The 23,468-nt window shown below is 31.1% G+C and carries 22 protein-coding genes; 4 read left to right on the top strand and 18 right to left on the bottom strand.

Going from position 1 to position 23,468, the window contains the following annotated elements:
- Positions 1-2: 2 nt before the first annotated feature.
- Genes CRN98_RS12855 through CRN98_RS12865 form a run of 3 tightly spaced genes read right to left on the bottom strand, consistent with a single transcriptional unit; the run spans position 3 to position 2,271 of the window.
- Positions 3-551, bottom strand: a complete 549-nt coding sequence (locus tag CRN98_RS12855; protein ID WP_097027828.1) for a cysteine hydrolase family protein — start codon at positions 549-551, stop codon at positions 3-5.
- Positions 552-564: 13 nt separating this feature from the next.
- The gene (locus CRN98_RS12860; RefSeq protein WP_097027829.1) at positions 565-1,362 is read right to left on the bottom strand and encodes a ribose-phosphate diphosphokinase; all 798 of its coding nucleotides are present in this window, start codon (positions 1,360-1,362) and stop codon (positions 565-567) included.
- A gap of 18 nt (positions 1,363-1,380) precedes the next feature.
- A complete protein-coding gene (locus CRN98_RS12865) occupies positions 1,381-2,271 on the bottom strand; it encodes an NUDIX hydrolase (RefSeq protein WP_097027830.1) in 891 nt (296 codons plus the stop codon).
- Between the two features lie 478 nt (positions 2,272-2,749).
- Here CRN98_RS12865 and CRN98_RS12870 point away from each other — a divergent pair, with 478 nt between their 5' ends.
- Together CRN98_RS12870 and CRN98_RS12875 are read left to right on the top strand one after the other, a co-directional pair.
- Positions 2,750-3,232, top strand: a complete 483-nt coding sequence (locus tag CRN98_RS12870; RefSeq protein ID WP_097027862.1) for an RNA polymerase sigma factor — start codon at positions 2,750-2,752, stop codon at positions 3,230-3,232.
- On the top strand, positions 3,225-3,995 hold the full coding sequence (locus CRN98_RS12875) for a hypothetical protein (protein WP_097027831.1): 771 nt from the start codon (positions 3,225-3,227) through the stop codon (positions 3,993-3,995). Before CRN98_RS12870 ends, CRN98_RS12875 begins: the two co-directional genes overlap by 8 nt.
- A 303-nt stretch (positions 3,996-4,298) precedes the next feature.
- Here CRN98_RS12875 and CRN98_RS12880 read toward each other — a convergent pair whose 3' ends face one another.
- From CRN98_RS12880 to CRN98_RS12905, 6 genes are all read right to left on the bottom strand, one after another.
- Positions 4,299-5,534 carry a S41 family peptidase gene (locus CRN98_RS12880; RefSeq protein WP_097027832.1) on the bottom strand — a complete coding sequence of 412 codons (1,236 nt, stop codon included), beginning with the start codon at positions 5,532-5,534 and terminating at the stop codon, positions 4,299-4,301.
- 37 nt (positions 5,535-5,571) lie between these two features.
- Entirely contained in the window at positions 5,572-6,399 is an 828-nt protein-coding gene (locus tag CRN98_RS12885; protein ID WP_097027833.1) for a nucleotidyltransferase domain-containing protein, read from the bottom strand.
- Positions 6,400-6,477: 78 nt separating this feature from the next.
- Positions 6,478-8,004 carry a polyamine aminopropyltransferase gene (locus tag CRN98_RS12890; RefSeq protein ID WP_097027834.1) on the bottom strand — a complete coding sequence of 509 codons (1,527 nt, stop codon included), beginning with the start codon at positions 8,002-8,004 and terminating at the stop codon, positions 6,478-6,480.
- An 18-nt stretch (positions 8,005-8,022) separates the two neighbouring features.
- Positions 8,023-8,445: a DUF350 domain-containing protein gene (locus tag CRN98_RS12895; RefSeq protein WP_097027835.1), complete on the bottom strand. Its 423-nt coding sequence runs from the start codon at positions 8,443-8,445 to the stop codon at positions 8,023-8,025.
- 17 nt (positions 8,446-8,462) lie between these two features.
- On the bottom strand, positions 8,463-9,593 hold the full coding sequence (locus tag CRN98_RS12900; RefSeq protein ID WP_097027836.1) for a DUF4178 domain-containing protein: 1,131 nt from the start codon (positions 9,591-9,593) through the stop codon (positions 8,463-8,465).
- Positions 9,594-9,660: 67 nt separating this feature from the next.
- Positions 9,661-10,566 carry a LysR family transcriptional regulator gene (locus CRN98_RS12905; protein WP_097027837.1) on the bottom strand — a complete coding sequence of 302 codons (906 nt, stop codon included), beginning with the start codon at positions 10,564-10,566 and terminating at the stop codon, positions 9,661-9,663.
- Between the two features lie 127 nt (positions 10,567-10,693).
- On the opposite strand from CRN98_RS12905, the gene CRN98_RS12910 reads away from it, so the two are divergent.
- The gene (locus CRN98_RS12910; protein ID WP_097027838.1) at positions 10,694-11,884 is read left to right on the top strand and encodes a coenzyme F420-0:L-glutamate ligase; all 1,191 of its coding nucleotides are present in this window, start codon (positions 10,694-10,696) and stop codon (positions 11,882-11,884) included.
- Between the two features lie 181 nt (positions 11,885-12,065).
- Here CRN98_RS12910 and CRN98_RS12915 read toward each other — a convergent pair whose 3' ends face one another.
- From CRN98_RS12915 to CRN98_RS12930, 4 genes are all read right to left on the bottom strand, one after another.
- Entirely contained in the window at positions 12,066-13,721 is a 1,656-nt protein-coding gene (locus tag CRN98_RS12915) for a hypothetical protein (protein ID WP_097027839.1), read from the bottom strand.
- Positions 13,722-13,725: 4 nt separating this feature from the next.
- Positions 13,726-14,508 carry an ABC transporter ATP-binding protein gene (locus tag CRN98_RS12920; protein ID WP_097027840.1) on the bottom strand — a complete coding sequence of 261 codons (783 nt, stop codon included), beginning with the start codon at positions 14,506-14,508 and terminating at the stop codon, positions 13,726-13,728.
- 200 nt (positions 14,509-14,708) lie between these two features.
- Positions 14,709-15,908, bottom strand: a complete 1,200-nt coding sequence (locus CRN98_RS12925; RefSeq protein WP_097027841.1) for an FprA family A-type flavoprotein — start codon at positions 15,906-15,908, stop codon at positions 14,709-14,711.
- A gap of 52 nt (positions 15,909-15,960) precedes the next feature.
- Positions 15,961-17,865 (bottom strand): acyl-CoA dehydrogenase family protein, encoded by a 1,905-nt coding sequence (locus tag CRN98_RS12930; RefSeq protein ID WP_097027842.1) that lies wholly within the window; start codon positions 17,863-17,865, stop codon positions 15,961-15,963.
- Positions 17,866-18,480: 615 nt separating this feature from the next.
- On the opposite strand from CRN98_RS12930, the gene CRN98_RS12935 reads away from it, so the two are divergent.
- Positions 18,481-18,918, top strand: a complete 438-nt coding sequence (locus CRN98_RS12935) for a hypothetical protein (protein WP_479723516.1) — start codon at positions 18,481-18,483, stop codon at positions 18,916-18,918.
- 71 nt (positions 18,919-18,989) lie between these two features.
- On the opposite strand, the gene CRN98_RS12940 is transcribed toward CRN98_RS12935, so the two are convergent.
- The 5 genes from CRN98_RS12940 to CRN98_RS12960 are packed head-to-tail and all read right to left on the bottom strand — an operon-like array spanning position 18,990 to position 23,265.
- The gene (locus CRN98_RS12940; RefSeq protein WP_097027844.1) at positions 18,990-20,354 is read right to left on the bottom strand and encodes a sensor histidine kinase; all 1,365 of its coding nucleotides are present in this window, start codon (positions 20,352-20,354) and stop codon (positions 18,990-18,992) included.
- Positions 20,345-21,004, bottom strand: coding sequence for a response regulator transcription factor (locus CRN98_RS12945; RefSeq protein WP_097027845.1), 660 nt, complete (start codon positions 21,002-21,004; stop codon positions 20,345-20,347). Before CRN98_RS12945 ends, CRN98_RS12940 begins: the two co-directional genes overlap by 10 nt.
- Positions 21,005-21,048: 44 nt before the next feature.
- Positions 21,049-21,807 (bottom strand): lantibiotic immunity ABC transporter MutG family permease subunit, encoded by a 759-nt coding sequence (locus CRN98_RS12950; RefSeq protein WP_097027846.1) that lies wholly within the window; start codon positions 21,805-21,807, stop codon positions 21,049-21,051.
- Position 21,808: 1 nt separating this feature from the next.
- Positions 21,809-22,558, bottom strand: coding sequence for a lantibiotic immunity ABC transporter MutE/EpiE family permease subunit (locus CRN98_RS12955; RefSeq protein WP_097027847.1), 750 nt, complete (start codon positions 22,556-22,558; stop codon positions 21,809-21,811).
- Between the two features lie 2 nt (positions 22,559-22,560).
- Positions 22,561-23,265, bottom strand: coding sequence for a lantibiotic protection ABC transporter ATP-binding protein (locus CRN98_RS12960; protein WP_097027848.1), 705 nt, complete (start codon positions 23,263-23,265; stop codon positions 22,561-22,563).
- Between the last annotated feature and the right edge of the window lie 203 nt (positions 23,266-23,468).

Here is a 23,468-nt window from a genome sequence, read left to right on the forward strand (position 1 = left end):
TATCATTTCCCCCTATTAATTACTTTTACCTGTAAACCTTCCATTACATCTAATGTCTTTTCATGCAGTGCATCATCAAAGCTGGTGCAAAGACTTGCATCCACTATGATATCAGCATTTCTGTATTGAGTTTGAAATAGTACTGCATTGCTAATTACGCATATATTTGTAACAACTCCAACTATCTCAATTTCTTCAATATCCTCTCCTAATTCACTGGCTAATTTAATCATATCCTTTGGAGATATTCCAAAGCCTTCTTTTTCATAATGCAGTGTATTTTCTAAATTTGAAAAATCATTTATTTTTCCATAGAGCTTATGACCATTGGTATCTTTGATGCAGTGTACCACTGGTAAATTTCTACCTTCTCTAGTTTGTAAATATTCTTCACAGTGGGTATCATAGGTGAAGACTACCTTATCCCCATTTTTTAAATACTTATTAACCTTATCATAAATGCCCTGTTCTAATGTTTTTGCTTTCTCAAACCCAAGCGTTCCATCTACAAAGTCCCTTTGATAGTCAATAACTACTAATAGTTTCTTCATAATAAATTCCCCCTTAAATTTTATACACCCTAATTTTTTCATGATCCTTACTTAAAATACTATTGGTTGTATATATGCCTGTTATTAAATCACCCTTTAATAAATCCCCTTCAAAAACTGTATTTTCACAATGAGTAACTACCAGGTATATTTCCCCTGCTCCCATTTCCTTTAGTTTGGAAGCTGTCAGCACAAAAGTACCTCCCTTTGAACATAAATCATCCACAATAATTGCCTTAAAATTTTTACTTTCCACTTCCCCATTAATCTGCAGCTTTTTTATAAATCCTGTTTTAAAGTCCCTCTCTTTATTTGCAGTTAAAATCTTGGCATATTTTATTTCCTTCCCATATCTCTTTGCTGCGCCTGCATCTGGATAAACTAAATATACTGTATCTTTTCCGCTGTTTAATTCCTTTAAGAGCTCTTCAGTTAAAGTTTTGGACATATTTATTACCTTAACTCTATCTAGTAATGCTGTGGATACATCTGAATGGGGCTCATAAATTGTTACACTTTCAAAGTTTAAGCTGTTAATTAGCCTGCATAAATGCTTTAGTGTAAAAATCATTATTCCTTCAGTCCTGTCCATTCTGCTGTAAGGCATATAGGGAAGTACTAAATTACATTTTATTTTTAACTCATCTAAATGACCCTTCAAAAATATTAAATGAGTTATATCCTCATCATTTTCAAAATTAACTTTGATTTCATTATTATCATTTCTTAGCTTTAAATTTTCACTATGAATTAAAGCTTCACCATTTGGGAACTTCTTAACTTCTATCCTCTCACCATTAAAACAGATCATTTTATATCCTCCTCATTTTTAAAAATTATGCTCCCAATTTTCATTAAACTTAAATACCTTAGCTGGTCTAAAGGGTTTACCCTCAATTTTTTCATCTGTCTCTATAATCATTTCTCCCATTTTTCTTCTGAAGTTTAAAATTTCTCTTCCCATTATTGCTTCATAGACATTTTGTAGTTCCTTTACAGTAAACACTCTTGGTAAAAGATTAAAGGCAATTGGCGTATACTCTACTTTATTTCTCAATCTATCTATTCCATAATCTAATATATTGTAGTGATCAAAAGCCAACTCCTCTGTAGAGTTATCCAGTAACTTATATATTGTTTCCTTTCTCCTAAAAATATTTCTTTCGATTTTCTCTGTTACTTCATAATTAATTTCTACTCTTTCATCAACGGATTTAAGAGATAAGAGATGTTTATTTTCTACATATTGTTCATGTTTTTCAGAACTAATAAGAGTTTTATCTATCCAAAACCATTCACTTTTATTTTCTGAATCTGCTTCTTTAAATCTTATAGTGCTCTTTTCTACTAAAGCCATATTTCCTACACTAATAACTCTTGTTCTTTTATCTCTATGAACATCTCCAAAGGTATAGAGCTGCTCAGTATAAACATTATCTATCCCTGTCTTCTCCTTAAGCTTTCTCTTAGAACCATCCTCTAAACTTTCTTTTATATCAACGAAGCCTCCTGGAAGGGCCCACTTATCTATATAAGGATAATCATTTCTTTTAACTAAAAGAACCTGCATTCCTTTTTTAGGCACCTTTCGAAGATTGTCTTCTTCCTTATCATCGGTTGTGAATATTATCATATCATTTGTAACACTTGGTCTCTTATAATCATCCTCATTGTAATTTCTTAAGAATTCCTCTTCTTTATCTATAAAATGTTTATCCAAGATATCCCCTCTTTACTTATTATATTATAGATAATATCAATTTGATACTATGTATTTATAATATAATCTATTCCACTATATGTCAATATACATTTAAAACTTTCTTATAATTTAATTTTTCTATATGACTAATTGTATTATTATGAAACTTTACAAACTTATACAGTATAATAAAATAAATGAACAGATGAATTTAAAAATCAAATCTATGTAAAGTACCTACTATTCAAATAATTTCTTAAGATACCGTATTATTCAGAAATAGATTTTATGGTATCTTTGTTTTGCGATTGATTTACAAGATGCGGCTTACAGCGTTGTATTAAATTATCATGAAAATAAAGTTAGTTTTACATATTATAAAAAATTTAAATTTAAATGAAAATTAAATGAACCATTTGGTAGATTTATGCATCTAATTAGTGTAAGGCAAAAAAGTAGCGCTACAATTTGCAAAGAAAGAAAGGTAGGAAGTCAATTGAATAAAGATGAATTTGTAGATAAAGTTCTCGAGGTTGAATCTACTTTATACCGTGTATCTAAATCAATTTTGATGCATGATGAAGATTGTGAGGATGCAGTTCAGGGGGCAATTTTAAAAGCTTATGATAAATTAGGTACACTAAAGAAAGAACAATATTTTAAAACATGGCTTGTTAGAATCCTTATAAATGAATGTTATAATTTGAAGCGTAAAGATTGCTCAACGGTACCTTATGAAGAATACTTTGAGCTTGTCAAAGCTGATGATAAAGAGGATTATAGAGAATTATATTTAGCTATTCAGAAATTGCCAGAGCGTATTCGTATTACAATTGTTCTTCATTATGTAGAGGGATATTCGGTAGAAGAAATTAAACAGATTTTAAAAATACCTGCAGGAACTGTAAAAAGTAGATTAGCAAAAGGACGAAAACTATTAAAAATGAAGCTAGAGCATATGGAGGCAATGTATGGATAATTATAATTGGAATAATACCTTTCCAGATACCCCAAAAAGTTTTAAAAATAAGGTAAGTGCAACATTAAACAGCTTACCAGATCAAAAGGAGACTGATGAAATGGAAAACATAAAAATAAATAAAAAGGGATCATTTAAGAAAAGAGTTATAATTGCACTAGTAGCCACTATGGCAATAGGAACAACTGTATTTGCTGCAGGAAAAATATTCTCTATAACTTCACACGGAAGTAACATACCAACTTATACTAATATACCTACAGTAGAACAAGTAAAGAAGGATCTTGGATTTAATCCTAAATTAGTTAAGGAATTCAATAACGGATATACCTTTGCAAATGGATATACTACAAATGATGAAGGGTTTGATGTGAAAGGTAATTCTGTAGCAAAAACAAAAACACTTGATTTTACTTATAAAAAAGGGAATTATGAATTAAGCCTTTCTATGGAAAATGGAAGGTTGGGTGAAAACTCAAAAAAAGCGACTGTTGTTAATACTTATAACGGTATAGATTTATATTATCATTCATATGCTAACAAGCTTGTGCCAGGAGATTATAAATTGACAGAACAAGATAAGAAGGATCAATCGTCTGGTAAATATGTATTTAGCTTTGGATCTGACAAGGAAGAAATCTCTAAAGTCCAATATTTAAATTGGATGCAAGATGGAATTAACTATTCTTTCTTAGCAATTGATTGTGACATATCACAAGATGAATTAGTTAAAATGGCAAAGCAGGTTATCGATACTAAATAAAAAAATAAATAATTTACTTAAATACCGTATTATTCAGAAATGAACTGCCCCCTGTTAAGGTAGACAGATTAAAAAATAAAAATTTTTTAATCTGTCTACCTTAAGGGGAGCATATCAAAATGAGTTTTACGGTATTTTTACGTCGCAATACAAAGATTATGTTTAAGCATTGTAAATTTACGATAGATAAACTTTCTTCTTAAAAGACGAACTAAGGGACCTCATTTTAGAGTTCCATTTTAAAAAAAGTCATGGTTATATTTCCTAAGAAATAATCACCATGACTAAATTTCAAAATTATAGTTATTGTTCTTTAATCCATTCTAGCACTGGATCTACACCTTTCTTATAGTCCTCAAAGGTTTCTTCTATAAGCTTATCTGGCTTTATAGTATCTAAATTTTCTTCAGTCCATTTGAAATATTTTGTAGAGTATCGAATTTTTTTCTTACTATTTGGAAGTTCTAATGTCTTCAACTCTCCATAATGATTAGGTTCTCCTCCTGTATTTTCTCCAACAAAATAGGCTTTTGTCTCCTTCTTTAAATCAAGAGCATTTAGTATAGCTGAAGAATATGTGTCTCTTCCGATAATAACATATAATTTATCTTTTTCATTAAAGCTGCTTTTTTTAAGCTCTTTAATAAATGGGTTTAAAATAGTTGATGAACCTCCACTATTATTTCTTATATCTAATACAAGTTTTTTAACTTCATGCTTTCCAGCAAAATCCCACACTTCTTTTGAAAAACTCTCAAAAGGCTTTTCTTTCATTTGTCCGCAGCTGTTGTAGTTAATATACAGTATTTTTTCGTCCTTTAAATATTCATACCAATAATCTTCATTAGCATGGGTCTTATAAAGTGGTTTTGGACTACTGCTTATATCAATTGGTACACAGTCTTCATATTTTATTGATTTCATCTTTATATTCTTTACTTCACCAGTTGCTAGCTGAACGCTTAATTCAATCTCATCTGATTTACTTATTCCAAAGTATTGAAGTACACTTGGTATAGGTATATAATACATAACTTGAGTTTTAAACCAATTCTCATTTGATCCAGCTAAAAGAGGCTTTATTTTATTTGCTGCTTCCTCTATTTTTTTGCCATTTAGTGTTATGATTTTAGCATTTAATAACTCTTTATATTCTTTTATTGTATTCGTAATATAGATGCCATCATTAAACCAATAAAGTCCCATAGGATATGCCTTTTCCATTCCAATACTAGATCCTGTATGACTATCTCCTACACTGGCTATTACTTTGCTCAGCTCTATTTCTATTTGATCATCTGAATAAGCTGGTACCTTTTTCTTTAGCTCTTCCAATTGGCCTATAAACTCTTCCTTTGATATATTAAAATATAAGTTTTTGTGAACTTTAGGCAGTGCTTTTTCTATATATGCAATATCATTTATCCATTTTTCATCTCGATCTTCTGCAATATAAGACTTAGTAGATGGAGTACATCCTACTAATAAAAATAGTAAACTAATTAAAACTGCACAGAGCCTTTTATAATTATTCCTCATAACTCACCTCTACCATTCATAAATCATACTAGCAAACTTAATTCTTTATCCATTCTTGCCACAGCCCTTCTTTCTTTAGCAGCGTATCCAAATTATTGACTAGTGAGTCTATTTCCAACAATATAGATGAATTATTTGAAGATGAAAACTTTAAAATATTATTAATATTCATCTCCATATTGCATGGTACCTTAAGATTTTTGTCTTTTATAATCTTAAGCAGCTTTTTTTCACCAGGATGAGGCATTTCATTTATTGCAAAAATAATATCAAAATAACTTGCAAGTAAAGCTGCTACTCTATGATTTACGCTAATATAATCATCTCTTTTCAGTGCTTTTTCAATTTGATGATAATATGCAGGCATTTGAAGCTTTAATAAAGGATAATTCTTTCTGACTATGTTTTGCTTTAATTCATATGGATAAGCTACTTTGTACTTTTCTTGCAGCTTATTTAACTTACCATTTTTATCATATAATATAATTGAATTTATGAGGTTAGCCCAAAAGCAGGTAGTATATCCTATATCCGCTTCACATTTTATTAAGGTTCTATTTAATACTGCATCAAAAAAGTCTAATTCCCTATATATAATTTCTATAGGGATATTATCTTCTTTTAACATTCCATCATCTTCTGTTTCCCAAAAGGTATTATTTAGTTCCATATAACTACAGAACTTGTCAGTAATTATTTTTCTCTTTTCTATTGGTATTTCCTTAGACACATAAATATAAATATCATAATCTGAATCTTTATCATTAGTTTTTGTAGCATGCGATCCTGCTAGTAAAATACCTTCTACCTCTTCTAACTTTGAAAAATCATTAAGCATGTCTTTGAGTTCTTTATTAACATTCATAAATAAATCCCACCAAACTATAAAATTTTAATTAACTATATAGTTTATGATATAAGTCTAATCAAATATGAGACATTTTTATCTCCATACATTCACAGCCTCTAAATAATACTTTAATAACTGTGGTTTTACTAAGGTATTTGTGTTTATGCTATCCTTATTAACCATTTCATCTTTACTAAACATAAATAATCGATCTACCGTTTCACTGTTCAAAAACTTAGTATTCACATCTACTTTAATATCTTTAATATCTACAGGTGCTTTAGTTACTAACTGAAAGCCCCAGTCACCAAAGGTTGGTACTTCCACATGATATGGAATTACATTAAAGCCTTCTTCTTCTATGGTCTTATTTATACACCAATATGCATTTTTTGCATAATATGGACTTGTTGACTGTACAGCCATAGCTCCTGAAGGTGCTAAGTGACTACCGCATAGCCTATAAAATACATTGGTATATAGCTTGTTTAAACTTTCATCGTTAGGATCAGGTAAATCCACTATTATTACATCATATATTTCTTTAGAATTTTCAATAAATTTAAAGGCATCATTATATACAAGTTCAACCTTACTGTTACTTAAAGAGTTCTCATTTAGCTTTGCTATATGAGGATTTGTCCTGCTGAGATTAACCATTTCTTCATCCAAATCAACTAATGTAATTTTTTTTACCTGTGGATATTTTAGTATCTCTCTAACGGCAAGTCCATCTCCTCCACCTAATATAAGAACTTTTTCTGCCTTCTTAGCTGCATTCATTGGTATATGTACCAAGGTTTCGTGATATCTATATTCATCACTAGCTGAAAACTGTATATTACCATTTATAAATAATCTTAGGTCATCCTTATGTTTTGTAACTACAATGTTTTGATATTTGGTTTGCTTAGATAAAATTACCTTGTCTCTATAAAGTTTTCCTTCTATGGAACTTGCTATATTATCAGAAAAAATTGTTCCACAAATCATTATCATAAGTAATACCATTGATATCACTTTGAAGCTTCTTATATTTTTGATATATTCTTTATACCCATAAATTATAATAGCTGAAACGATTATGTTTAAAGCTCCTACTAAAAAAGCAGTGGTGAAATATCCAAACTTAGGAAGCAGAAGTAATGGAAATGCTATAGATCCTATTAATCCTCCTATATAGTCAAAGCTAAATATAGTGGACAAAGTTACTCTTAAATTTTTTGTATTATCTTCTATAATTCTTGTAAGTAGCGGTATTTCAAGACCTACAAGTGTCCCTATAAATATTATCTCTATGTACATTATAAGCTCATAACTTTCAATATAAATATTTGAGAGAAACAGCACCAATGAACTTATTCCCCCTAGTATTCCTACACCTATTTCTACAGCAACAAACCAATCAAAAAGATTCTTTTTAATATGTTTAGATAAATATGAACCTAGTCCCATGGCACTCATATATAATCCTATTGTTATTGAAAATTGTTTTATGCTATCTCCAACTAAAAAGGAGCTCACTGAACTAATTAATACTTCATAAATAATTGAACATCCTGAAATTATTAAAGTTGTGAGCATTAATAATTTATAATTAAATTTTTTAACTTCATTCATTTATATCACCTGCACAGTTTAATAAATAACTCCACTTATTACTATGGATAATCCTATAAAAAGCCCCATAACCATCAAACCTGCTGCAGGGTTTCCATCGGATATTTCCTTATTTAAATTATATTTTTTATTCATTGCTTGTATAGATAAATATCCTATAATACATACACCAATTCCAACAAAGAAATATATTATTGTCTCAGTTATTCCTTCTAATAATGTAGCAGTTGCCCCTGCTATCTCTGGAGAGATTATTGCACTTTTTAGAATTATCCCTACTCCAATAGATATACCTGCCGTTATATACCCAACTGCAACATTTCTATTTTTTATTTCTGTTGGAAAGTGGCATGGGATAACTACATCAACTAAGATAGTACCTAAACTCATTAAAACTATTCCTATTCCACAATATATTAAAGTACTTATTATGTCCTGCATTTATAAAACCCCTTTCTTTACTTACCTGAACTAATTCCATCTCCCGATGACGATCTAGTATTTACACTACTTTGCCTTATGCTATTAGAATATGTTTTGTATCTATTACTATCATTTGGTGTAAAGCTGCCATCATTATAATCACTATATCCATTTGGTGAGTTACTGTACCTACTTTTGTCTTTGTTATATCCCCTATTATAATAATAGCTTCTATAAAAGCGATTGGTCCTATGGCTTCCCCTGTACACTGTATTTCTGCTGGAATAAACATATTCTCGTAAGCTTACTTGTATCAATGTCCTCGAATTATCACTTAAATAAATTAATGCCATCTCATCTTTTGTCATTATTGCTACTGTGCTATCTTCCTTATTTTCTTGAACATCCTCTATATTTCCCTTTAGACCCTCTATAAGCAACTTAGCTGCTTCCTCTATTGTCTTACTTGTTGAATATACATTGGCCTTTTTTTTCTGATCTAAATCTGAAGTTATAGAAGTCTCATATTGAAAATTACTATTTGATTCTATAAACCTAGATAAACTTTTATCCTGTTTATTTGATCCACAAGCTCTTAAAGATATTATAACTGTTATAATCACTAAAATAATTCCTACTATAGCTCCTGCATTTCCTTTATCTTTTTCAAGTTCATTTGATTCATTTGTATCAATGTCGTACTTATTATTAAATTCTGAGTCTAATTTTTCAATGTCATTTTTGTCTATGTAATATCCCTTTGAAAACTCCTGCTCTCCATCCCAATTTTCTATTGATATTAATAACTCCTCTGTACTATCTTCATATTCTTTATAAAATACTTTCTCACCTAAGTCTACATCTACATTTCCCCTATAATCTACTACTTTAGCTGAGCTGTTATCTACCTCTTTATATCCATTAGCTTTAATATTTTCCTCTAGAAATTCTTCACTATATGATTCTTCACTATAAACAGCATATTCATCATTTACTTTGTCCACACTTAGCCATTGAACCTGAAATCCTCTCTTAGCTTTTAGCTTATATTCAATCCACTTTGTGCCATCAGAATCTTTAAAAACTATATATCCATCTACAGTAAATTCAATTTCATTTAACCTAATATTACTGCCCACATCTAATAATAAATTGCTATTAATCACTCCGTCTCACCTCCCTTTTGTTCTTTATCCTTATAATATTGCCACTAAAATTATACCATAATATAATTCACTTGCCACTTGCCATGTGGGTGGCACTTTCTAATATCTCCACAAACTTTTTGGAAGCTGGAGAAAGGGACACGCTCTTTGAAAAACACATTCCTATACTTCTTTTAGGTATTTCTTCCACTGTTTTAACTTCATATAAAATTTCATTTTTTAAGTATTCCTGTGAAAATTCTTTAATAACGCAGGCTAAACCTAAGTTTATTTTTGCAAATTCTAATAACAAATCGTGCGATCCAAGCTCAATTTCTGAGGTGATTTCAATCCCCTTTGATAAGATATATTTTTCTACATATCGTCTTGAATTTGATTTATTATCAAGCAGTATCAACGGTAATTTTGATAATTCTTCAAAACTTAAAGGCATGGACAGTGTATCTTTGAACTTATCTCCACAAACAAAAATATCCTGCACATCCATACATCTTTTTGTTTCTAAAGAAGGGTCTTCAATGGGGAAATTACAAATTGCAATATCAATTTCTCCTGACTTTAACATGGAACAAAGCTCTAAAGTTGTTCTGTTTACAATCTTTAGCTTGATACTTGGGTATTCACTGTGGAATTTATCTAAGTATGGTGGCAAGAAATATCGTGAAATAGCATCCCCTACCCCTATCTTTAGCTCTCCTAGCATTATGTTTTTAGATTCTAATAGTTTTTCTTCCCCTACATTAATTAAATTTATAGCAGAATTTGCATACTCAAATAGTAGTCTCCCTTCATTAGTAAGAACTACACCTCTAGATGTTCTTGTAAAAAGCCGTACCTCAAGCTCTTCTTCCAGCTGCATAATAGCTTGGCTTACAGCAGGCTGGGTCATATACAGTGCTTTTGCTCCTTTAGAAAAACTTTCATACTTAGTTACTTCACAAAAAACTTTATATAAATCTAATTTACCTATCATATAAGCTCTCCTTATATCTTCTATTATATATATTTATTTTACTTATATCATAAAAATGTTGTATATTACAAGTATAAGTGTTAAATATAAATTCTATATAAATTGAAAAGAATTAAGGAGATATAAAATGGAAAGAATTGTTGGAACTGTAGTTAGAGGTCTGCGTGCCCCAATTATCAAAACAGGAGACGATATTGCTGAAATAGTTGTAGACACTGTATTAAAAGCTTCTGAAGTAGAAGGATATTCTATTAATGATAAGGATATTGTTACTGTAACAGAATCAATAGTAGCTCGTGCTCAAGGAAATTATGCAACTATTGATAACATTGCAAAGGATGTAAGTTCAAAGTTTGGAGACGATACTCTAGGAGTAATATTCCCTATTTTAAGCCGTAACCGTTTTGCTATTTGCCTTCGCGGTATTGCAAAAGGAGCTAAGAAAATTGTTTTAATGCTTAGCTATCCATCTGATGAAGTAGGTAATCACTTAGTAGATATAGACGAGCTTGATGAAAAAGGAGTTAATCCTTGGACAGATGTTTTAACTGAAGAAGAATTCCGTGGTCATTTTGGATATAAAAAACATACTTTTACTGGTGTTGACTATATTGATTATTATAAATCTTTAATCGAAGAGTATGGCACTGAATGTGAAGTTATCTTCTCAAATAACCCAAAAACTATTTTAAATTATACAAAAAATGTTCTTACTTGTGATATCCATTCAAGATTTAGAACTAAAAAAATATTAAAAGCTAATGGCGGAGATAAAATTTACAGCCTAGACAATATTTTATCAGCATCCATTGATGGCAGTGGCTATAATGAAGCTTATGGTCTTTTAGGTTCAAATAAATCAACAGAAGAAAGTGTTAAGCTTTTCCCACGTAATTGTCAGCCTGTAGTGGATAAAATACAAGCAGTGCTTAAAGAAAAGACAGGTAAAACTGTAGAAGTTATGGTTTATGGCGATGGAGCTTTCAAAGATCCAGTGGGTAAGATTTGGGAACTTGCTGACCCAGTTGTATCACCAGCTTATACATCAGGACTTGAAGGTACACCTAGCGAAGTTAAATTAAAATATCTTGCTGACAATAACTTTGCTGACTTAAAAGGTGAAGAACTTAAAAAAGCTATTTCAGAATATATTATAAATAAAGAAGCAGATCTTGTAGGTGCTATGGAATCCCAAGGTACTACTCCAAGACAGCTTACTGATCTTATAGGATCACTTTCCGACTTAACTTCAGGAAGTGGAGATAAAGGTACTCCTATAATATTCATCCAAGGTTACTTTGATAATTACACAAAATAATAAAACAAATAAGCATGTGCTATAAAGCCATGCTTATTTTTATCTCTATTTTCTTATTATACATTTTGCAACACTTTTTATATCGCCCAATATTTAATGAACTTAAACTTCCAAATTAACTGTATTAAATTATAATAGCAACTCATTAAAATGTATTAAATAGTAACATGATCATCTATTATTACATTTCTGCTGATTTGCTCACAGCCTTTTTAGGCGAGACATTAAATGCCACTTTCCAGATCACAAAACTTGCTATAAATGATAAAAATAAATATATATATGAACCGTAACTTATATTGGTTATTTTATAATGAATTCCTCCCAAAATACCAAGTACTATGGTTAACATGAAATTTACAAATCCATTTGTTTTCTGTGCTGAGCCAAAGGGCTGTGAAAATGGTAAGGATTTTTCCGCTGCCATAAAACATAAGGTATTAAATATCATCATATTTAAAAATACTACTAATATATCAGGTACTATTCTAACTCCAAATATAGCAATAAAAATTATAGATTGAAATAAAAACATAGGAAAAAATAGCTTTGCTATAAAGGCTTTTATTGTCCCTTTAAATACATGTGAAACATTATTAATTGGTAAGGCTTTATAAATCCATGCTCCTTTATATCTTTCAGAATATCTAATCATAAGCATAATGGTAGATAGCATAATGCCGGAAAAATATATAAAAAAGTATGACTTGCCTTGAGAAATCTCTTTCATACTAGATATTGCAAGCTGCTGAAATAAAAATATAAAAGGAAACACTATAGAAAATCCTAATGAAGGATATACTTTAAGCTTAAATTCTCTTTCATTTTTCATCATATCAGAAGCAAACCTAAAAAATATTCTTTCCTCTTTACTTCTGCATAATATCTTTGAAAGTAATTCAATTGGTTTTCTTTTAGCTTTTTTATTGTTTTCATGGTTATTATTCAGCTTTTGAAGATTCTTTTCAAAAGTAGCCATTAGCTTTGTATAGATTACAATTGATACAATTGGAATCACAATAGCCATAATGGTCAACGTTACATAGTAGCTATTTACCTCTGATTTTTTAATCATTTGAAATGGTGCAGAAAACCAGATAGGTGCTATAAAATACTGCCACCACTTTGGGGTAAATTGAATTTTTAAGTCCACTATACTAAATAATCTTGCTAGTAATTGATATCCTATTGAAAGTACTATTGTTAAGATTATTTGAATGTAATTAATTATATCTTTAAGCTTTTCGCCATCAAAAAATCTTAAAATCAAAAAATATACCAATGATGTAAGTACTATAATAAACAAATCTAATAATATTATAGAAAAAAGAAAAATAACGAAAAATACTATTCCTTGGGCATATAAACTCACTAAAAGTGCTGGCCCTACTAAAGCAGCGGTTATATAAAACATATATATTGAAATGTGAATAGTCTTTGCCAATCTCAATGTTTTTGGATCTACAGGTTTTGTCCCTATTATATTTTTATCTCTAATATCCAAAAGCACAGAAGAAAAATCCGAAATTAAAGAGGTCATAACGAAAAACATAACTATTACAAATACAATACTCATCTGATATATATAATTATTTTTCATAATTACAAAGGGAATTAATATTAATCCCATAAAAATATATATCCATAGAGATTTTAAAAATTTATTACCATCATCTTCTTTATTTTTATTATTACTAGCAAAAACCGTTGGTACTCTTCTTCCATCCATCAGTAATTTCGTTTGAAGGATTTTTCTCATTACCCTATAGTCAACGCCAAGCTTTTCAAATATAGGTTTTAACTTATCTAAAAATCTCAAAATCTTAAAATCTTCCATTGAATTACACCTCTTCAACTATTGATACAAATTCTTCTGCAATGGCCTCGTATTGACTAAAACCTGTAATTTGATTAAATATTTGCTCCAAAGATCCCTCTTTTGAGCTTTCCTTAAGCTGCTGAAAGCTGCCATCTGCCACAACTTCCCCATTATTTAATAGCACTATTCTATTACTTATTTTTTCAACTACATCCATTATATGAGATGAATAAAATATAGTTTTACCCTGCTTTGCCAGCTGAGCAAGAATTTCCTTTACAATCATTACACTATTTGCATCTAATCCGCTCAAAGGTTCGTCCCAAAATAATATGTCTGGATTATGAAGTAAACTTGATATGATTAAAACCTTTTGCTTCATACCTTTAGAATAAGAGCTAATTCTTGAATTATAGGAATCACCTATGCCAAATATATCCATAAGCTTTTCAGCTTTCTTATCTACCATTTCACCATTCATTCCATACAGTTCTCCTATAAAAGTAAGATACTCTCTTGCAGTAAGATTGTCGTATATTTCAGCAACCTCAGGTACATATCCAATTTTCCTTTTATACTCTAATTTATCCTTGGATATGTCCTGTCCTAGAACCTTTACCTCTCCTGTATACCCTTCAACGATGCCTAATATTATTTTAATTGTTGTACTTTTTCCAGCTCCATTAGTGCCTATATAACCTATAACCTCACCTTTATGCACTTCCAAATTTATTCCCTTTAAAACTTCTTTATCTCCATAACTCATGCGAAGATCTTTTATTTCAACAGTCACATCATTTCCCATATAACTCTCCCCCTCAACTAAAAAATTCCAAACATTTTCTTTTAAAGAAATAATTAATTGCCAAAAATCAATCCTGTTTATTATACCATAACTATGGGAAAATATAAAAATTGTTCCAAATCAGTATTGCATGTGGGAAAAATCTCAAAAAAATAGTAGCTCCCTAAGCAAATAGTTAGCTACTACTTTTAAATATTAAATTATTTCATTGATGCTATAATACTATCAGCAAGAGCATCCATTGAATCCTCATCACTATCTTTCAATGATGATGTCACTGTCATCTCATTATCTAAAATAGTCATTTCTTTCATCTCATCTATAAGTTCATGCATTAATTTGCCTGATTGAGGAGCCCATGAGCCATTTTCTATAATGGCAAAAGTACGTTTTTGAAGATTTAATGCCTTCATATCCATAATATAACCAAGCATTGGTGGATAAATTTTTAAATTATAGGTTACGGAAGCAAGAACTATATGACTATATTTAAATGACTCAGAAATTAAATAGGACACATGAGTTTTTGAAACATCATACATAACTACATTGGTCATTCCTTTTTCAACTAACCTTGTTGCCAAATCAGTAGCAGCAGCTTCTGTATTCCCATACATTGTTGCGTATACAATCATTACACCCTTTTCTTCAGGTTCATAGCTGCTCCACTTGCTGTACTTATCTAAAAAGTATCCCAAATCATTACGCCATACTGGCCCATGCAGCGGACATATAATCTTAATGTCAATAGTACTAGCTTTCTTTAAAAGAGCTTGAACATGAGGTCCGTACTTTCCTACAATGTTTGTATAATACCTTCTGGCATCGTCAAGCCAATCACGGTCAAAGTTCATCTCATCATTAAAGAGCTTACCATCTAAAGTACCAAAGGATCCAAAGGCATCAGCTGAAAACAATACACCATCGGTAGTATCATAGGTCACCATAGCTTCTGGCCAATGTACCATTGGAGCTGATACAAATACAACATTATGCTTTCCAAAGCACATAGTATCTCCCTCTTTAACTTGTGTTATATTGTCATCAATTTGGAAGCCAAACTGATGCATGAACATGAAAGCTTTTTCGGTACATACAATCTTTACATCTGGATAACGAAGAACAATTTCTTCAATGCATGCTGCATGATCTGGTTCCATATGGTTTATTACCATATAATCTAAAGTTCGGTCTCCTAAAACCCCTTTAATATTTTCAAGAAACTGACGGCAAATTGACCAGTCCACTGTATCAAAAAGTACTGTCTTTTCATCTAAAAGTAAATAAGAATTATATGAAACACCCCTTGGAATGGGATGAATATTTTCAAATAAAGCAAGGCGATGATCGTTACCACCAACCCAATAAAGATCCTCAGTTATTTTTCTAACACAATACATTGATTAATCCTCCTTTACACTAAAAACATATTATTGTGTTCATTTATAGGAGCTACACTTCTATAAACATATCCTTTTCTTCACCACAAGCAGGACAAGTCCACTCTTCTGGTATATTTTCAAATAGAGTTCCTGGAGCTACTTCCCCTTCTGGATCACCAACGCCAGGATCATATTCATAACCACATCCATTACATACATAATGTTTCCAAGTTGGAACAACTTTCCTCGGAACAGCTCTCTTCATCTTCTTCATTGGTGGAGCTTCCTTCTTTGCTTCTCCGTTGTCTAAAGCTTTAATAAGCAGTGGTAAGACTTCCATTAAATCTCCAACAATACCGTAGTCTGCATTCTTGAATATTTTAGCATTAGGATCAATATTTATAGCAACAATTGTAGCAGCATCCTTTATCCCTTTCAAATGCTGACCTGCACCAGAAATACCGCAGGCAATATAAAGATTTCCATTAAATTTTTGACCAGACATACCAACATAGCGATTAAGTGGTACATATTTAAGGGTTTCAGCTACTGGACGGGAAGAACCTATGGCTGCACCAGCTTGTACTGCCAAATCTTCTATAAGCTTCATATTTTCTTTTTCCCCTATGCCTAGCCCTGCACTAACTACTCTTTCAGCCTTGCTTATAGGAGTATCCATAGGAATTCCAACTGTAAAATCATAGCCATCTGTCTTAAGAGCTTCCACAAGAGCATTAACTCTTTCTTCAAGAGTTCCATCCTTATAGATTACTTTCTTACGATAACCTGTGGCAGGTTCACGTGAAGTCTTACCTACCTGCTCGGTTTTGGGCATCTTTCCAATGATACTCGCAGCAATAACCACACGCTGAATCTCATTAGTTCCTTCATATATTGTACAAATCTTAGCATCCCTATAAGCACGTTCAACTTCCATACCTTTAAGATAACCACTTCCGCCAAATATTTGAACAGCGTCGTTAACTATCTCAAGGCAGACATCTGAAGCATATTGTTTTGCCATAGCAGATTCCATACCATAATGCTCGTGATTTTGTTTAAGTTCTGCTGCACTGTAAATAAGCAATCTAGCTGCTCTAAGTTTTGTAGCCATATCAGCTAGCTTAAAAGCAATAGCTTGCTGCTGACAGATAGGTTTTCCAAATTGAACTCTTTCTTTTGAATACTCCAATGCATTCTCATAAGCTCCTTGTGCAATGCCTAGAGCTTGAGCTGCAATACCAATACGCCCGCCATCCAATGTGGACATAGCAATCTTGAAACCTTCTCCCTCTTTACCTAATAAATTTTCCTTAGGTACCTTCACATTATTAAAAATCAACTCTGCAGTTGCAGAAGAACGAATACCCATCTTGTCGTAATGTTTACCAAAAGTAAAGCCTTCCCAGCCATTTTCTACGATAAAGGCACTGATTCCTCGAGTCCCTATATCAGGTGTAGTAACAGCAAAGACAATGTAAGTATCAGCCTCGCCTCCGTTGGTGATAAATATCTTTTCACCATTTAAGATATAATAATCACCTTCCAAGACAGCAGTAGTTTCAGTACCACCAGCATCACTACCGGCATTTTCCTCGGTGAGGGCAAATGCACCAAGCTTTTCTCCCTTTGCAAGCGGGATCAAGTACTTTTGTTTTTGTTCTTCTGTTCCATAGGCAGCAATGGGGTATGTCCCTAAAGATGTATGAGCAGAAAGAATTACACCTGTACCACCATCAACTCTTGATAATTCTTCAACGGCAATTGCGTAGCTGATTACATCCTGACCTTCTCCACCATACTCCTTTGCATATGGAATTCCCATTGCTCCCATCTCAGCTAGTCCATGAACCACTTCTGAAGGAAATCTATTTTCCTGATCCAACATAAATGCAATTGGTTTAACTTGCTCTTCAGCAAACTGTCTAATTTTTAACCTAAAATCTTCATGTTGTTCTGTAGTCTTAAAAAACATAAATATACCTCCTCATAATTAAAACAATTTCATAAATGCAACTTATTGGTAAATTACAGCAATGGAAACTTGTTAACCCTAGGTAATCTATACAATGACTTTTTCATTTAAAAGTTATCTAATTGCTGAATTTGCTATTGTATGCCACATTTAGAACAATATTTATTATTTACATATAATAGTTATATAATTTATTATACTATTTAATAATTATTATTACAAACTCGTTTTAATAATTTTATATAATCAATTACATGCGTTTTGGTAAATTATCCATCATATTCTACATAAACTAATAATTTACTCCATTTTTCTGTATGTAGCTGCAGATGAATTCCTAATATTAATTGTTACATTATTCTAAATGGACTTTTTTTGCTATGGAGATATTTATGAGTTTTTTATAAGACTTATGCATAGGAAAACCCTCGGCACTTCTGCCAGGGGCTTCATTGCTTAAGGTGATCCATGCAAATATCTACACAAATAATTTCTTTTAAAGCTAACACAAGTTCCACAAAATTCATATATTAAAGTATATAACTAAATTTGGAGGATTAAGAATTGGCAACTTTCAAATCTTTTTCTGGTACTATTACTATGATTGATAATTTTATGACAACAACCGAAGAAAGAGTAGGCTGTAATAAAATAATGTCTGTAGAAAATAAAGATGGAAATATAGTTAATTTTGTGGTGACACCAAGTACTTACTTTGTTGATCACGTAACATTGACACTAGGAGATAATGTCACTGGTTTTTATGATGCAAATGCACCTGTGCCTTTAATTTACCCACCACAGCTTCGTGCAATTGTTATGTCAAAAGATACAGCGGTTCAAAATGTAAAAGTAGACTATTTTAACTCAGCGCTAATAAGTAGTGATGGTAACTTAAAATTAAACATTTCACCACATACTAAAATACTATTGAGAAATGATCAATCTTTTACCGAAAGCCCTGCAAATCGAAATCTAATTGTTGTCTATGGTGCTACCACAAGAAGTATACCAGCCCAAACCACACCATATAAGATTATTGTTATTTGTTAGAAGTTAAAATTAACGCTGTAGATTCTAACCTAATAGAATTTACAGCGTTAACTTAAAAAAATATTTTATAATTAATTTATTGGTATTTCTAAAGTAACTTTAGCACCGCCGGTTTCTTTGGAATTTGCTAAATATAAATTTCCATTGTGCTGTCTCAAAAATTCCCTTGCAATATATAATCCCATACCATAATGATTTTTTAAATTTCTGCTCTTATTACCCTGAAAAAACTGTTCTGTAGCATAATTTAATTCTTCTTGTGTAAATCCTCTCCCTGAATCCTCAATTATAAACCTTATATGTTCATTATTGATATCAGCTTGAAATAATATTTTCCCATTTACAGGACTGTAATCCACAGCATTGGATATAACATTAATTATTGCACGCTGCAATGCTATCTCATCTGCTAAAAAATATTTTGGAATTTCTCCAATTCTTCTTATAAATTCAATTCTTTTATCCCTTGCCATTGAATGTCCAACTTCTGATATATCCTCAATAAAGTTTTGCAAATCTATCTCTTTTTTCTGAATTACAGTTTCTCTTTCTGACTTAATAATTTCAATTAATGACTTCATATATACTTCCATTTTACTGCTCTCACTTAAGATATTTTTAACAAATGTACTTTGATCCGAATTTAAATCCAGTTCGTTTAAAAGCTCTGCATTTCCTTTAAGAATTGTCAATGGAGTTCCTATATCATGAGCCAGTGCTGCCATTTGTTCCTTTCTTGACTGCTCCATCTTCCACTGTTTATTAAGGGATTGCTGTAATTCCATTTTCATCTTATCTAATGCAGAAAGTATGTCATTAATCTCAATTATATTTGAGTACTTTATTTGAAACTCCAAGTTTCCCATATGTATATTTTCTGTAGTGTCCTTTATGATTTTCATTTCTTTTGACAATCTTTTACGGAAGCACCTTGAAAAAATAATGACTTCACTAATAAACAAAATAATATATTGTAATAAAAAAAATTTTTCAGCATTGGGCATATACTTTTGCAGCATTGGATTAGAAAACTTAGCTATCAAACTATACTCTACTATGCAAATTTCATTTTTTCTTTGTATTATCTTATAAAAGTGATTTCCTTCTTTCGTTTTATTGTCCTGAAGAATTTTCCACATATCCAAAGATTTTTCTTCTGAAACATTTCCCTGAACCAATTTTCCGTCTAAATTATAAACTGCATATTTGCATTCTTCTGGTATTAGTGGCCTCACATCTTTAGCTTTGGCAATATCATTTCTTTTTTGTTCAATGTATTGTTCACAATAATTAGCAGGCAGAATAGTTTTATTTTGTAGCATAAATCCAAATAAAACAAAAATTGAAATTGCGAATAAAATTGTAGCTGCACAAAAATAAATGATGTAAAGTGCAAAAATCCTGCCAATATTTTTTTGCCTATTAATTATTTCCACCTGTATCCAACTCCCCAAACTGTTTCTATAGGATTCATTCCTATACTTTTCAGCTTCATTCGTATATTCTTGATATGCTCCACAATAGCTGTTGTATCACTATTCCCATCAAACCCAAAAACTTTTTCATATATAAGTTCTTTAGAAAATACTTGTCCATGATTGATAGCCAAATACTCACAAATATTGTATTCACTTTTTGTAAAAGAAACTAACATATCATTAAAATAAACTTCTTTTGACGTCATATAAAACTTAAGATTAGAAATGAAAAAGGCATTTTGTTTTTCTCTATGTTCTCGTCTTAAATGGGCAGTTACTCTTGCTCTTAACTCATTAATTCCAAAGGGTTTTAATATATAGTCATCCGCGCCTAAGCTAAACCCTGTTACCACATCTTGTTCCATAGTCTTTGCTGTTAAAAAAATAATAGGGCAGTCTACTATATTACGGATTTCCTTACATAGTGAAAACCCATCAATTTCTGGCATCATCACATCAAGCAGTATTAACTCGTATCTAAGATATTGATTTCTAGATAAAAGTGTTGGATTAGACACCGTATCTACATTATGTCTTTCTCTTTCCAATGCCGTTTTTATGATGCTTAGTATTCCCTCTTCATCATCTATTGCCAAAATATATGCCATTTTAACTCCCCCTGTTAATAATGAAAATTTCCCCAAACTTAAAATTATTTTTCTTTTCTGCCTTCATAAAAGTTGAACCATATTACTAAAAATAATCCAAACAAAATAGTTAATAAAACACTATTTACAATTCCAGATTTAATCTCAGCTGCTTGTTTAGTTATTCCTTCTAAACTATACCACTTTATAAGAAAATAATCACAAAATCGAACTGACCATCCACAGGGTATCCATTGCCATATTCCATCCCCAAGTCCAGTAATAACCAAAGCAGAAAATAAGCTTTCAAATATCCCAACTCCTATAGATGCTCCAATTCCCCATAAAAAGCTTAACCATATATGAAATAAATATATAAAAATCTGGCTTCCGAATATAATTAAAATTATATCTTCATAAAAAGTTATAGGCAATACGTTCTGCTGCAAAATATATTGAAATCCAATAAAGAAACCTCCTACAGTTACACTTGTAGAAATAAAACCCAAAATCAGCATCAATACTATCTTACTAAAAAGGCTCTTTTGTTTTCCATATGCTGTTCCCAGCATTTCTTTAAATCCACCTGCCATGGCTTCTTGTTCTACAACCATGGAACACACAACTCCTATTAATATAGGAAATATTATTGAAACTGCTTGTACATACCCTTGAACTTTACTTACTGCATTCCAGGTTGAAAAAGAATAGTACCATAGGAACATAACTATCCCTATAATTGGAATACAAATATGAATCCAATAAAAGGGAGTATTCTTCATCTTTATAAAATCAGCCTTTATCATATTTAAAATTGTGCTCATATTATACCACCTCCTGCTTTTCAAACCATCTAGCTGTAAAATAAGTAACAGCTAATAATAAAATGATAGAAATAGAGACGCCAAAGGGTATAGATGAGTAATTAAGCAATTCTGGTGTAAAGGTCTCACTTCTTGGCTTTGCTAATAATCCATTAGGAAGAATTTTTAAAACAGGACACATAAGTCTAGCTGGATATGAAAAAGGTATTGCCCACCAGTACTTTTTAACAGATAAGATCATAAATATAATATTCAAAGGCACATTTATTAGCAATGTTAAAAAAATACCTATCTTATTTCCAAGAAACATGCATAATGGAATCTGCCACATAAATGTAATAATAAGTAATATCGTAGCTGCTAATGAATTTAAAAATGAAATTTCCCCTATTACTTGCCTATCAATAACAAGCGGACTTAACTGTACACTTAAAAAAATAATTATACAGGATATGGAAAGATTTTTTATTCCTACAAAAACTTTAGCAAACCATATTTTTTTTAAATCAACTGGAAGTGCTAGTACAGCTCTGTTTTTCATAGAGCCATCTACCTTGCTTAAAAGTGCGCAAGTTAATGAAACTGATCCTGGAAGCATCATAGCATACCACCAGTTATAACTATCAACTTGAAAATAATTTGCTGCCAGAAAAAACGAAAGCAAAACAGTCAATATTGGCATTATCCATACGATTTTCTTTAAAAAAGTATTTTTTATTTTTAGATTTTCTGATAAGAAATACTGAAGCATCTTTATACCTCCCTCCTATACTTTCCAGCAATTTCTACAAAAAGTTTTTCTAAGTTCTCCCCTTTTCTTAGTTCCCCTTCATAGCCTAAAATACCACCAGATATAATCCCAATATGGTCAGCTATCTGTTCTACTTCACTTAATATATGGCTTGACAATATGACTGTAATATTTTTTTGCGGGAAAGATTTTATTAAGCTTCTTAGCTCCTGTATTCCAAATGGGTCAAGTCCATTGGTAGGTTCATCTAATATTAATAGTTTGGGATTATTAAGTAGTGCAATTGCAATCCCTAATCGCTGTTTCATTCCCATAGAAAACTGGCCTGCTCGTTTTTTCCCTGTATCCTCAAGTCCTACTATATTTAAAACTTCTTCAATTCTTGCATCTGACAGTCCAAGTACTGTGGTGCGAACTTTTAAATTATCCACTGCGGTCAGATTTTCATATAGTGGGGCTGCCTCTATAAGTGAACCAATTACTTGTAAATCCCTTCTTCTCCATTTATGACCTTCAAATAAGATTTCACCTGATGTAGGTTTAAGCATACCTACAATCATTTTAAGCAAAGTTGATTTTCCCGCTCCATTTGGTCCAAGGAGACCATAAATAGAGTTTCTTGGAACTGTAATCGATACCTCTTTTACTGCCTCTTGCTTTTTAAATGTTTTACCTAAATTTTTCGTTTCTAAAATAATATCCTTCATTTTATATCTCCTCCTTATAATTAAAGGATAAATCATAATTATAAGGATTTTATAAGGAAAGCAAATTCAAATTTAAAAATAGCATTATTAATATCTAAACAGATATTAATAATGCTATTAAACCATTACTATCTAATCCAAACTTCACAAGTTTAATTATAATTTTTCTGGCGCTTTCCAATTTCCCAATTTAACCCAAGGAT

Origin of the sequence: Clostridium peptidivorans (assembly GCF_900205925.1) — a bacterium.
In the GTDB taxonomy this organism is placed as follows: Bacteria; Bacillota; Clostridia; order Clostridiales; family Clostridiaceae; genus Clostridium_AK; species Clostridium_AK peptidivorans.